Source organism: Novosphingobium sp. (genome assembly GCF_027489515.1).
Classification (GTDB): Bacteria; Pseudomonadota; Alphaproteobacteria; order Sphingomonadales; family Sphingomonadaceae; genus Novosphingobium.
This window is the reverse complement of record NZ_JAIXZS010000004.1, coordinates 1-11,198: the sequence shown is the minus strand read 5'-3', so window position 1 is coordinate 11,198 and position 11,198 is coordinate 1. Positions and strand designations below refer to the sequence as shown.

Annotated in this window: 15 protein-coding genes and 2 tRNA genes; 13 read left to right on the top strand and 4 right to left on the bottom strand. The window is 65.3% G+C overall.

What is annotated here, in order from left to right:
* From Q0082_RS00160 to Q0082_RS00150, 3 genes are all read left to right on the top strand, one after another.
* Positions 1–1,527: CTP synthase (locus tag Q0082_RS00160; RefSeq protein ID WP_298188525.1), on the top strand; the 1,527-nt coding region annotated here is incomplete at its 5' end.
* Positions 1,528–1,558: 31 nt separating this feature from the next.
* Entirely contained in the window at positions 1,559–2,242 is a 684-nt protein-coding gene (locus Q0082_RS00155) for a Crp/Fnr family transcriptional regulator (protein WP_298188524.1), read from the top strand.
* A 51-nt stretch (positions 2,243–2,293) separates the two neighbouring features.
* Positions 2,294–3,616, top strand: coding sequence for an alpha-amylase family glycosyl hydrolase (locus Q0082_RS00150; protein ID WP_298188521.1), 1,323 nt, complete (start codon positions 2,294–2,296; stop codon positions 3,614–3,616).
* A 57-nt stretch (positions 3,617–3,673) separates the two neighbouring features.
* On the opposite strand, the gene Q0082_RS00145 is transcribed toward Q0082_RS00150, so the two are convergent.
* Positions 3,674–4,141, bottom strand: a complete 468-nt coding sequence (locus Q0082_RS00145; protein WP_298188518.1) for an Hsp20 family protein — start codon at positions 4,139–4,141, stop codon at positions 3,674–3,676.
* 146 nt (positions 4,142–4,287) lie between these two features.
* On the opposite strand from Q0082_RS00145, the gene grxC reads away from it, so the two are divergent.
* The 4 genes from grxC to Q0082_RS00125 all read left to right on the top strand — a co-directional run bounded on the left by grxC (position 4,288) and on the right by Q0082_RS00125 (position 6,019).
* Entirely contained in the window at positions 4,288–4,569 is a 282-nt protein-coding gene (grxC, locus tag Q0082_RS00140; protein WP_298188516.1) for a glutaredoxin 3, read from the top strand.
* The gene (locus Q0082_RS00135; RefSeq protein ID WP_298188514.1) at positions 4,566–5,417 is read left to right on the top strand and encodes a carbon-nitrogen hydrolase family protein; all 852 of its coding nucleotides are present in this window, start codon (positions 4,566–4,568) and stop codon (positions 5,415–5,417) included. Before grxC ends, Q0082_RS00135 begins: the two co-directional genes overlap by 4 nt.
* Complete coding sequence (locus Q0082_RS00130) at positions 5,414–5,893, top strand: DUF1178 family protein (protein WP_298188511.1); 480 nt, start codon at positions 5,414–5,416, stop codon at positions 5,891–5,893. The genes Q0082_RS00135 and Q0082_RS00130 overlap by 4 nt, the downstream gene beginning before the upstream one ends.
* Positions 5,894–5,942: 49 nt before the next feature.
* Positions 5,943–6,019 (top strand) — tRNA-Arg (locus Q0082_RS00125).
* A gap of 28 nt (positions 6,020–6,047) precedes the next feature.
* On the opposite strand, the gene Q0082_RS00120 is transcribed toward Q0082_RS00125, so the two are convergent.
* A tRNA-Arg gene (locus Q0082_RS00120) sits at positions 6,048–6,124 on the bottom strand.
* A gap of 87 nt (positions 6,125–6,211) precedes the next feature.
* Between Q0082_RS00120 and Q0082_RS00115 the strand changes: the two genes are divergently transcribed.
* Positions 6,212–7,000, top strand: a complete 789-nt coding sequence (locus Q0082_RS00115; protein ID WP_298188509.1) for a queuosine precursor transporter — start codon at positions 6,212–6,214, stop codon at positions 6,998–7,000.
* Positions 7,000–7,398: a hypothetical protein gene (locus Q0082_RS00110; RefSeq protein ID WP_298188506.1), complete on the top strand. Its 399-nt coding sequence runs from the start codon at positions 7,000–7,002 to the stop codon at positions 7,396–7,398. Before Q0082_RS00115 ends, Q0082_RS00110 begins: the two co-directional genes overlap by 1 nt.
* Before the next feature lie 61 nt (positions 7,399–7,459).
* Here Q0082_RS00110 and Q0082_RS00105 read toward each other — a convergent pair whose 3' ends face one another.
* On the bottom strand, positions 7,460–7,672 hold the full coding sequence (locus tag Q0082_RS00105) for a PspC domain-containing protein (RefSeq protein ID WP_298188527.1): 213 nt from the start codon (positions 7,670–7,672) through the stop codon (positions 7,460–7,462).
* A 5-nt stretch (positions 7,673–7,677) separates the two neighbouring features.
* A complete protein-coding gene (locus Q0082_RS00100) occupies positions 7,678–7,821 on the bottom strand; it encodes a hypothetical protein (protein ID WP_298188504.1) in 144 nt (47 codons plus the stop codon).
* Positions 7,822–8,156: 335 nt separating this feature from the next.
* On the opposite strand from Q0082_RS00100, the gene rimP reads away from it, so the two are divergent.
* The 4 genes from rimP to Q0082_RS20100 all read left to right on the top strand — a co-directional run.
* On the top strand, positions 8,157–8,717 hold the full coding sequence (gene rimP, locus Q0082_RS00095; RefSeq protein WP_298188502.1) for a ribosome maturation protein RimP: 561 nt from the start codon (positions 8,157–8,159) through the stop codon (positions 8,715–8,717).
* 3 nt (positions 8,718–8,720) lie between these two features.
* Positions 8,721–10,361 (top strand): transcription termination factor NusA, encoded by a 1,641-nt coding sequence (gene nusA / locus Q0082_RS00090; protein WP_298188500.1) that lies wholly within the window; start codon positions 8,721–8,723, stop codon positions 10,359–10,361.
* Positions 10,342–11,082: a DUF448 domain-containing protein gene (locus Q0082_RS00085; RefSeq protein ID WP_298188498.1), complete on the top strand. Its 741-nt coding sequence runs from the start codon at positions 10,342–10,344 to the stop codon at positions 11,080–11,082. The genes nusA and Q0082_RS00085 overlap by 20 nt, the downstream gene beginning before the upstream one ends.
* Before the next feature lie 5 nt (positions 11,083–11,087).
* A partial coding sequence (locus Q0082_RS20100) for a translation initiation factor IF-2 associated domain-containing protein (protein ID WP_366522467.1) occupies positions 11,088–11,198 on the top strand: 111 nt, incomplete at its 3' end.

Here is an 11,198-nt window from a genome sequence, read left to right as displayed (position 1 = left end):
ATCCGCAAGTTCGACCCCTATCTCAACGTCGATCCGGGCACGATGAGCCCCTATCAGCACGGCGAAGTCTTCGTGACCGACGACGGCGCGGAGACCGACCTCGACCTTGGCCACTACGAGCGCTTCACCGGCGTTTCGGCGCGCCAGTCGGACAACATCACCTCGGGCCGCATCTACCGTGACATCATCGCCAAGGAGCGCCGCGGCGACTACCTCGGCGCGACGGTGCAGGTGATCCCGCACGTGACCGACGCGATCAAGGCCTTCGCCAAGGACGAGATCGACGACCTCGATTTCGTGCTCTGCGAGATCGGCGGCACGGTGGGCGATATCGAGAGCCTGCCGTTCATCGAGGCGATCCGCCAGATGCGCAACGAACTGGGGCGCGAGGCGACTTGCTTCGTTCACGTGACGCTGGTGCCCTATATCGCTGCGGCGGGCGAGCTGAAGACCAAGCCGACGCAGCATTCGGTGCGCGAGCTGACGGGCCTTGGCATCCAGCCCGATATCCTCCTCTGCCGCTGCGAGAAGCCGCTGCCGGAGAACGAGCGCGCCAAGATCGCGCTGTTCTGCAACGTGCGCAAGGAAGCCGTGATCCCCGCGCTCGATGCGCAGAGCATCTATGCGGTGCCGCTGCAGTACCACGGCGAGGGTCTCGATTCGGAAGTGCTGCGGCATTTCGGGCTGGGTAGCCCGACCGCGCCCGATCTTTCGCGCTGGACCGATATCGTCGACCGCCACCAGAACCCCGAAGGCGAAGTCACGATCGGTGTGGTCGGGAAGTATGTTGGTCTGCAGGACGCCTACAAGTCGCTGAATGAGGCGCTGGTCCATGGCGGCATGGCGAACCGTGTGAAGGTCAACATCCGCTGGATCGATGCCGAGATCTTCGAGAAGGACGATGCGGAGATTGCGGCGCATCTCGAACCGATGCACGGCATTCTGGTGCCCGGCGGGTTCGGTGAGCGCGGGACGGAAGGGAAGATCGCCAGCGTGCGCTTTGCGCGCGAACGCGGCGTGCCCTTCTTCGGCATTTGCCTCGGCATGCAGATGGCCTGCATCGAGGGCGCGCGCAATCTGGCCGGGATCACGGGCGCAAGCTCGACCGAGTTCGGTCCGTCGGAGGAACCGGTGGTCGGCATCATTACCGAATGGATGACGCCCGAGGGGCTGGAGACGCGCGCGTCGGGCGGTGACCTTGGCGGCACGATGCGGCTCGGTGCCTACGAGGCAAAGCTTTCAGGCAACAGCCATGTCGCGCAGATATACGACGCCTCTGCGATCAGCGAACGGCACCGGCACCGTTACGAAGTCAACGTTGCCTACCGCGAGCGGCTGGAGAGCGGGGGCCTCGTGTTCTCCGGCATGTCGCCCGACGGTCTGCTGCCCGAGATCGTCGAGCGGCCCGACCATCCGTGGTTCATCGGGGTGCAGTTCCACCCCGAGCTCAAGAGCCGCCCGTTCGAGCCGCATCCGCTGTTCAAGAGCTTCATCACCGCCGCAGTAAAGCAGGCGCGACTGGTGTGATCGCGCTGCGGCGCCGGAAGGGAAACGTGCCATGGACGCCGCGACACTTGCCCAGACCCTGACGGCGCCGAGCCTGCTGGCGGGTTGTTCGCCCGAGGAACTGGCGGACATTGCCGCGCGCGGCAGCGTGCGCAGCTTCAAGCCGGGCACCGCGATCATCCTGCAGGGCGATCCCGGCGATACGCTGTGGATCATGCTGAAAGGCCTCGCGCGGGTCAGCATGGTGGCCGCCAACGGGCGCGAGATCGTGCTCGATTATGCCGAGCCCGGTGCGGTGCTGGGCGAAATCGCCTTCCTTGATGGCGGCGAGCGGACGGCAAGCGTCGAGGCGATCGAGCCGGTCGAGGCACTCGGCCTCACCCGCAGTGCCTTTGCCGAGATCGTCGGGATGCATCAGGGCCTTGCCATGCGGCTGCTGCAGGCGATGGCGCGGCGGCTGCGGCAGAACAACACCGTGATCGAGGCGGACCGCGCCTATACCTCGGGCCCCCGCCTCGCCCGCTTCCTCCTGCGGCTGATGATGGGCGGCGAGGAGGAAACGCGGCTCAAGATCGCACTCAGCCAGGGCGAACTCGGCAATTTTGCGGGCATGTCGCGCGAGCAGATTAACCGCCAGCTTTCGGCGTGGGCGGACGGCGGGATCGTGGCGCTGAAAGGCGGGCGGGTGACGGTGCTCGACCGCGAGGCGCTCGTCGATATTGCCGAGGCCTGGTAACGTATACGAATACCGTCTGGCCACACGCGCGTGCGGCGCTAGCGTTGCCGGATGATCCGCCATCTCACGCTCGCCGCGCTGCTCGCGCTCCCGACCTTTGCTGTTGCCGCAGCGCCGCTGCCGATAACCGACGGGGTTAGTGCGGTGCAGCACCCTGCGTGGTCGAAGCGGGCGACGATCTACGAGGTCAACATCCGGCAGTACACGCCGGAGGGCACCTTCCGCGCCTTCGAGCAGCACCTGCCGCGCCTGCGCAAGATGGGCATCGACGTGTTATGGATCATGCCGGTCAATCCGATCGCGAAGAAAGAGCGCAAGGGCTCGCTCGGCAGCTACTATGCGGTGAGCGACTACCTCGCGGTGAACCCGGAGTATGGCGACATGGCCGACTTCAAGCATCTTGTGGCCGAGGCGCATCGGCAGGGCTTCAAGGTGATCCTCGACTGGGTGGCCAACCATACCGGCTGGGACCATGTCTGGACCCGCGAGCATCCGGATTGGTACAAGCGTAGCGCGGCAGGCGAGCTTGAGGGCTACCACTACAAGGACCTCAGCGACGGCCACGAGGAAGTCTGGGCCGATGTGATCGGGCTCGACTACAGCAAGCAGGCCGTGCGCGACGGCATGATCTCCGCGATGAAGTTCTGGCTGACGGAGACGGGAATCGACGGCTTCCGCTGCGATGTCGCGTGGACGCTGCCGGTGGAATTCTGGGATCAGGCGCGCCGCGAGCTTGATGCGGTGAAGCCGGTGTTCATGCTGGCAGAAGCCGATACGCCCGAAATGCAGGCGCGGGCCTTCGACATGACCTACGACTGGAAGCTCTACCACCTCCTCATCGATGTGGCGAAGGGCAAGGCCGATGCGCGCGACCTCGCCAAGCACTACACGGCGCCGGCGCGCACATATCCGGCTGGCGCGATGCGGATGACGTTCACCAGCAACCATGACGAGAATTCGTGGAACGGCACCGACGAGGAGCTTTACGGCGATGGCGCCGACGCGATGGCGGTGCTGGCCGCCACGCTTCCGGGCATGCCGCTCGTCTACAGCGGGCAGGAAGATGCGCTGAACAAGCGGCTCAAGTTCTTCGACAAGGATCCGATCGTCTGGGGCAAGTTCCCGCGCGCGGCGTTCTACCGCTCGCTGCTGGCGCTCAAGCACGCGCATCCGGCGCTTTCGAACGAGCATGTGCCCGGCAATCTTGAGATCATCGAGACCGGCAATCCCAAGGTCTTCGCGTTCCGCCGGATTGCGGGGAGGGACCGTGTGCGGGTCGAGGTCACTGTCTCGCCCGCGGCGCAGACTTACACGCTTGGCGGCAAGGTGCGCACACTTGCGCCGTGGCGTTGGAGCGTTTCCGCGAAGCGCTGATGCGAAAAGGGGCGGCCCCGCCGGGACCGCCCCTCTCGCTGGAGAGAACGGGGTGGGTTACGCCGCTTCGCTGGCGTCGCCTTCGACCACGGTGAGCGGCTTGGCATTGCTGCCGCCGATGAGCACCTTCTTGGGCTTCATCGCCTCGGGCACTTCGCGCACGAGATCGATGACAAGGAGGCCGTCGGCAAGGTCGGCGCTTTCGACGCGGACGAAATCGGCAAGTTCGAACCGGCGCTCGAATGCGCGGTTGGCGATGCCGACGTGGAGGAAATGGCCGTCCTGCGCCTCGGTGCGCTGGCCCTTGATCACCAGCAGGTTCTGCTGCGCGGTGATATCGAGATCATGCGGCTTGAACCCGGCGACGGCGAGCGTGATGCGGTACTCGTCTTCCCCGCGGCGTTCGATGTTGAACGGGGGGTAGTTGTCGCCGGCATTGGCGCGGGCCTGGCGTTCGAGCAGGTCGAACAGGCGATCAAAGCCCACGGTCGAGCGGCGATAGGGGGTGAAATCGAAACGTTCCATGGCAACAATCCTCGTCTTTGAGCAATCTGCACTGTGGCCGGGCCCGAAGTGGCGCCCCGCCGGTTTGGTTCTGGTCACGCCCGACTTGCAGCGCATGACACGAACAACCATGTGTGTTAGCGATTTTGCGTTTTCAAGAGGTACCGATGAGCGATCCAGTGAGCCCCTCCGCATCCGTCGAGATCTACACCAAGTGGGGCTGCCCTTATTGCAGCCGTGCGCTGGCGCTGCTGGGGCGCAAGGGCGCGAACGTCACCGAATACGACATCACCTTCGGCGGCGAGAAGCGCACCGAGATGCTCTCGCGCGCGCCGGGGGTGAGCACGGTGCCGCAGATCTTCATCAACGGCCAGCATGTCGGCGGCTCCGATGATCTGGCGGCGCTGGAAGCGGCGGGCAAGCTCGATCCCATGCTGGCCGCCGCGTGAGCGCTGACACGCGGCGCATCGCGCTGCTGCAGATGACGACGGGCATCGATCCCGCCGCCAACGCTGCCGCGATGGCGCGCGCGGCGGAGCATGCGGCGGGCGAGGGGGCGGTGATGCTGTTCACGCCCGAGATGTCCGGCCTGCTCGACCGTGACCGGGCGCGCGGCAGCCGCCATGTAGTGCCCGAAGCCGAAAGTCCGGTGCTGGCCGAGGTGCGCAATGCCGCCGCGAAGGCGGGCATCTGGGTGCATATCGGCAGCCTTGCGGTAAAGGCAGACGGCACGCGCTGGGCCAATCGCGCCTTCGTGATCACGCCCACGGGCGAGATTGCTGCGCGCTATGACAAGATCCACATGTTCGACGTCGATCTCGCGACCGGCGAGACCTGGCGCGAATCTGCGGCTTATCAGCCAGGCGAGGCGGTGGTGACGGTGGAGGACACACCGCTGGGCCGGCTGGGCCTTGCGATCTGCTACGACATTCGCTTCCCCGCGCTGTTCGAGGAACTCGGGCGCCGGCGCTGCGACGCAATTGCCATTCCGGCCGCCTTCACCGTGCCGACGGGGCGCGCGCACTGGCACCTGATGCAGCGCGCGAGGGCGGTCGAGGCCAGTGCCTTTGTCGTATCCGCCGCGCAAGTCGGGCGCCACGAGGATGGGCGCGAGACGTACGGCCACAGCCTCGTCGTCGATCCCTGGGGCGATGTGTTGCTCGATATGGGCAGCGAGAGTGGTCCCCGAGCCGCTTTGGGTTTCGCCGAGATCGACCTTGCCCGAATTGCCGAGGTGCGCGCGCAGGTGCCCAGTCTTGCCAACCGGCGGGCGATCCCTACATCGGCAAGACCATGATTGTATTCGATCTTGAATGCCGCGCGGGCGGACACCGGTTCGAAGGGTGGTTCGCCAGTTCCGAGGATTTTGCCGGCCAGCAGGCGCGCGGGCTCGTCACGTGCCCGGTCTGCGGTGCCCCCGAAGTCGACAAGGCGCTTTCCGCCCCGCGTCTGACGCGCAAGGGCAACCAGCTCCCCGCCGTACAACCGGCGCCGCGCCCCGAAGCGCCGCAACCGGTAGCGAACAGCCCGCTGCCGCCCGAGGCCGTCGCGATGCTCAAGGCCGTCGCGGCAGTGCAGAGCGAGATGCTCAAGACCTCGACCTGGGTGGGCGAGAAGTTCGCCGACGATGCGCGCGCGATGCACTATGGCGAAAAGGATCCCGCGATGATCCACGGCAGAGCGAGCCCGAAGGAAGTGCAGAGCCTCATCGAGGAGGGCGTCCCGGTCGCTCCGGTGATCGTGCCGGTGGTTCCGCCGGGCGAGGTCAACTGAAGACCCCTGATTGCCAGAGGGCGACCCGCCCCTTAAAGGGCATGGCGGCGCGCCCGTAGCTCAGCAGGATAGAGCACCAGATTCCTAATCTGGGGGCCACAGGTTCGAATCCTGTCGGGCGCACCAATCCCCACATTGGCCGGATGAAAGAGAATGGCGCGCCCTGCAGGATTCGAACCTGCGGCCACCGGCTTAGAAGGCCGGTGCTCTATCCAGCTGAGCTAAGGGCGCGCACTGAGGTCCCTCCAAGAGTTACCTCTGGTCGTGCCTCATAAGGCCGCTTTGCGCGTGGCGCAAATCGCGATAGCAACGCGGCTTATGAACCAGCACCATATCCCGCGCATCGAAGGCAGCGCCGGCGCGCGCCGCCATTTCCGCTACTTCGACTATCTGATGGCCGCGTTCGTCGCGATCCTGCTGCTGTCGAACCTGATCGGGGCTGCAAAGCTGACGACGGTGTGGGGCTATACCTTCGGCGCGGGCATTCTGTTTTTCCCGGTTTCGTACGTCCTCGGCGACGTGCTGACCGAAGTCTATGGCTATGCCCATGCGCGGCGCTGCGTGTGGGTGGGCTTCTTCGCGCTGCTGTTCATGGCCTTCATGAGCTTTGTGGTGGTGGCGATGCCGCCATCGGACGGTTGGGGCTGCGCTTCGAGCGGAGATCCGCGCTTTGCCGAGATCGTCGCGAAAACCTCGGCCGGGGCGGTGTGCCAGACGACGTACGATTCGGTGTTCGGCAGCACCTGGCGCATCGTGATCGCCTCGGTCACCGCGTTCTGGGCGGGCGAGTTCGTCAATTCCTTCGTGCTCGCGCGGATGAAGGTGTGGACGGGGGGCAAGTACCTGTTCACCCGCACCTGGGGCTCGACGATCTTCGGTCAGGCGGTGGACAGCGCGTTGTTCTATCCCATCGCCTTCCTCGGCACTTGGGAGACCACCGACGTGATCCACGTGATGTGGACCAACTGGGCGCTCAAGGTGATCTGGGAGATCGTGCTGACGCCGGTAACCTATGCCGTGGTCGGCTTCCTCAAGCGGCAGGAAGGCGTTGACGTGTTTGATACCGACATCGACTTCTCGCCCTTCGCGACCGCCGAAGACGCCTGATGATCTACATCGTCCTCAACGGCGGCGCGATACTGGCGGCAACGCTGGCCGGGCTGGTGCTGGGGACGATTTTCCAGGTGGTGGTGGACCGCCGGCAGATCAGTGCGAAGGGCTGGGCCGCGAGTGTTGCCTTCGCCTTCATCGCCGAGGCGTGGCTTTGCGCGATTCTGGCGGGCGCGCTGATCCTTGCGCCGCCCAAGGGCAGCGTGTGGACGATGACCATCGGCAGCGCGGTGGTCATCTGGTTGGGTTTCGTGGTGCCGAGTCTTGCCGCGTCCTATCGGATGCGCGCCCTGCAGTGGCGCTCGGCACTGGTCGATTGCGGCTATTGGCTGTTGGTGATGCTGGCGCAGGCCGTGGTACTGCGGCTCATCGGGCTGGTGCCGCCGCCGGTTTGATACGAACACGGCCCTCCCCGGGGGTGCGAGAAGGGCCGTGTGGGGGCAGGGGCAGTGCGGATCAATCGGCGATCAGGCCGATGGCGAGATAGATCAGGATCAGCGAGCCGAAGCCGACCAGCGTGCCGATGACCCAGGCCACACGCACCAGCGTGACATCGAGGCCGAAGTAGTCGGCAATCCCGGCGCTGACGCCCATGATCTTGCCGCGCTGCTTGTTGAGACGGAAACCCTGACGGGCGGGCGAGTGGACGGTGTTGTCCTCGAAACGCATGTCGCTCACGCGGCGTACTCCGTGCTGAAGGTGGTGCTGAGCGGGCTCTGCGCGGGGGCGTTCACGGTGCCGCCGACGAGGGCGAGCGTCAGAGCGAAGGCCGCGGCGATGCTGAAGATCGGTGCGGTGAAGGTGCGGATGGTGGTCATTGTCTGGGTCCTTTCCTGCGTTCGAATGTCGCGCCGTCCAGTCTGTCCGGCGTATGCCAAGAACATTGCATGGGGCGTGCCAAATGCAGAAAATGGCTGAAATCTGCGATTCCGAGTCTCGCCGTCAGCAATGTCCGGTTAATCGAATGCCAAAGTGTGGGAAATATCACTGACTTTCAGGAGTGGTCCGCCGCGCAATCTTGGTGCTTGCCTTTTTCGGGGCGTACGCTTAGGGGCAACACATCCCGACATTGTGAAGGCAAAGTCTGGGCTGGCGCCAAACGGGGCCGGCACCAAACCTTCTGCCTTTGCTGCGTTGGCCCTTTGGAGCACGCATGAACGATATCGCACGGATTGCCGAGATCGCCGGAGAAGAGGCTGCCAGCCTCGGCTTCGATCTCGTGCGCGTGCGCTATTTCAAGGGCGGCGAGATCGGTGACGAGGAGCACACGCTTCAGATCATGGCCGAGCGGCCCGAGACCGGGCAGCTGCTGATCGCGGACTGCGCTGCGCTGTCGCACCGCATTTCCGATCGCATCGATGCGCTGGAGGATGCGGGCGAGGTGCTGATCGCGGACGCCTACCGGCTTGAGGTCAGCTCGCCGGGCATCGACCGTCCGCTGACCCGCGCGAAGGACTTCGCCGCCTGGACCGGCCACGAGGCGCGGATCGAGCTTTCCGAGCTGCTCGACAATCGCAAGCGCTTCCGCGGTGATCTTGTCGGCTTTGATGCTGACCAAGAGATGATTTCAGTGAGCGACGACGGCGTGGTATATCACGTACCATTCAACCTCGTCGCCAATGCCAAGCTTATCCTCACCGATAAGCTGATCGCCGCCTCCCGGCCGCTCGACACGAGCGGCGTGGACGACATTGTTGAGGAACAGGAAGACTAAGCCATGGCCAGTGCGATTTCCGCCAACCGTGCCGAACTGCTCGCGATCGCGAACGCAGTGGCGACCGAGAAGATGATCGACAAGTCCATCGTCATCGAGGCGATGGAAGAAGCGATCCAGAAGTCGGCGCGCAACCGCTATGGCGCCGAGAACGACATCCGCGCCAAGCTCGATCCGCGCACCGGCGATCTGCGCCTGTGGCGCGTGGTCGAAGTGGTGGAAGAGGTCGAGGACTACTTCAAGCAGGTCGACCTCAAGCAGGCCGAGAAGCTGCAGCCGGGCGCGAAGGTCGGCGATTTCCTCGTCGATCCGTTGCCGCCGGTCGATCTCGGCCGCATCGACGCGCAGTCGGCCAAGCAGGTGATCTTCCAGAAGGTCCGCGATGCCGAGCGTGACCGGCAGTATGAGGAATTCAAGGACCGTGCGGGCGAAGTGATCACTGGCGTGATCAAGTCGGTCGAGTTCGGCCACGTGATCGTCAACCTCGGCCGCGCCGAGGGTGTGATCCGCCGCGACCAGCAGATCCCGCGCGAAGTGCCGCGCGTGGGCGAGCGCGTGCGCGCCTGGATCATGAAGGTGGAGCGCCAGAACCGCGGGCCGCAGATCTTCCTCAGCCGCGCGCATCCCGAGTTCATGAAGAAGCTTTTCGCGCAGGAAGTGCCCGAGATCTACGATGGCATCATCGAGATCAAGGCCGCCGCCCGCGATCCGGGCAGCCGCGCCAAGATCGGCGTTATCAGCCGCGATTCGAGCATCGACCCGGTCGGCGCCTGCGTCGGCATGAAGGGCAGCCGCGTGCAGGCCGTCGTGCAGGAACTGCAGGGCGAGAAGATCGACATCATCCCCTGGAGCGAGGACACCGCGACCTTCGTGGTGAACGCGCTGCAGCCCGCGACCGTGAGCCGCGTGGTGATCGACGAGGAAGAAAGCCGGATCGAGGTCGTCGTGCCCGATGACCAGCTTTCGCTCGCCATCGGCCGCCGCGGACAGAACGTGCGTCTGGCCTCGTCGCTGACGGGCTCGGCGATCGATATCATGACCGAGGCGGAAGCTTCGGAGAAGCGCCAGAAGGAATTCGCTGAGCGCTCGAAGATGTTCGAGGAAGAGCTCGACGTGGACGAGACGCTTTCACAGCTGCTGGTCGCCGAAGGCTTCAGCGAGCTGGAGGAAGTGGCCTACATCGACATCAGCGAACTCGCCGCGATCGAAGGCTTCGACGAGGAGCTCGGCCAGGAACTGCAGAGCCGCGCGCTCGAGGCGCTGGAGCGCCGCGAGGAAGCGCAGCGCGAAGAGCGCCGCGGTCTTGGCGTCGAGGACGATCTCGCCGAGCTGCCGCATCTGACCGAAGCGATGCTCGTCACGCTCGGCAAGGCCGGCATCAAGACGCTCGACGATCTGGCCGACCTCGCCACCGATGAACTGATCGCCAAGAAGCGCGGAGGCGAACAGCGCCGCCGCAACAACAACACCGAGAACCGCCGCGAGCGCGAACGCAGCGAGCGCAGCGAGGACAAGGGCGGCGTCCTTGGCGAATATGGCCTCTCGGAAGAGCAGGGCAACGAGATCATCATGGCTGCGCGCGCGCACTGGTTCGAAGACGAGCCAGCATCCGAGGAGGCCGCCCATGCGGAATCCTCACAATGAGCCGCTAAGCTCCGACAGATCTGGCGGCGGACCGGCCGGGACTTCCACAAAGGAAGCCCAGCCGGAGCGCAAATGCGTGCTGACCGGGCGCCATGATGCGCGCGGTGAGCTGGTGCGGCTGGCGCTTTCGCCTGACGGCGATGTGCTCCCCGATGCCTTGGCGCGTGCACCCGGGCGGGGTGCGTGGATCGGCGTCAGTCAAACCGACCTTGCGGCGGCGGTAGCCAACGGCAAGCTGCGCGGCGCGCTGGCACGGGCCTTCAAAGGCGCACCGCTTTCGATTCCGGCCGATCTTGCCGAAAGGACGCGCGCGGCGCTGACCCGTGCGCTGACGGACCGGCTCGGCATTGAGCTGCGCGCAGGCAACATGCTGCTCGGCACCGAGAAGATTGCGCAGGGCGCGCGGGCCGGCGCGGTGGTGTGGCTGGCCCATGCCAGCGATGCCGGGACCGACGGTCCGAACAAGCTGGCCCAGGCCTGGCGCGTGGGCGAAGAAGCGGAAGGCACCGGCCTCAAAGGCACGATCTTGCCGCTGGACCGGGCGGCGCTGTCTGTGGCATTGGGCCGCGACAACGTGGTTCACCTGGCGCTGATCGATGCTGCCGCGGCCGAACGGGTCGCGGTGCCGCTGCGGCGCCTGCTGCATTTTCTAGGGTCTGAACCAGACACGGCGCACGTGGCTTCGGCTGCGGGTGAAGATATTGATACGAAGGGTACATAATTTCGATGAGCGATGACAAGAAGCCGACGCTCGGCCGCAGGCCGCTTGGCCTGAAGACTTCGGTCGAGGCGGGCGAGGTCAAGCAGACCTTCAGCCACGGGCGGACCAACAAGGTT

Coding starts and splice junctions, on each gene's coding strand:
- Q0082_RS00115 (WP_298188509.1), top strand. CDS start 6,212: ATGAACCAGCACCATATCCCGCGCATCGAAGGCAGCGCCGGCGCGCGC.
- Q0082_RS00110 (WP_298188506.1), top strand. CDS start 7,000: ATGATCTACATCGTCCTCAACGGCGGCGCGATACTGGCGGCAACGCTG.
- Q0082_RS00100 (WP_298188504.1), bottom strand. CDS start 7,821: ATGACCACCATCCGCACCTTCACCGCACCGATCTTCAGCATCGCCGCG.
- grxC (WP_298188516.1), top strand. CDS start 4,288: ATGAGCGATCCAGTGAGCCCCTCCGCATCCGTCGAGATCTACACCAAG.
- Q0082_RS00155 (WP_298188524.1), top strand. CDS start 1,559: ATGGACGCCGCGACACTTGCCCAGACCCTGACGGCGCCGAGCCTGCTG.
- Q0082_RS00150 (WP_298188521.1), top strand. CDS start 2,294: ATGATCCGCCATCTCACGCTCGCCGCGCTGCTCGCGCTCCCGACCTTT.
- Q0082_RS00105 (WP_298188527.1), bottom strand. CDS start 7,672: ATGCGTTTCGAGGACAACACCGTCCACTCGCCCGCCCGTCAGGGTTTC.
- Q0082_RS00130 (WP_298188511.1), top strand. CDS start 5,414: ATGATTGTATTCGATCTTGAATGCCGCGCGGGCGGACACCGGTTCGAA.
- Q0082_RS00145 (WP_298188518.1), bottom strand. CDS start 4,141: ATGGAACGTTTCGATTTCACCCCCTATCGCCGCTCGACCGTGGGCTTT.
- nusA (WP_298188500.1), top strand. CDS start 8,721: ATGGCCAGTGCGATTTCCGCCAACCGTGCCGAACTGCTCGCGATCGCG.
- rimP (WP_298188502.1), top strand. CDS start 8,157: ATGAACGATATCGCACGGATTGCCGAGATCGCCGGAGAAGAGGCTGCC.
- Q0082_RS00085 (WP_298188498.1), top strand. CDS start 10,342: ATGCGGAATCCTCACAATGAGCCGCTAAGCTCCGACAGATCTGGCGGC.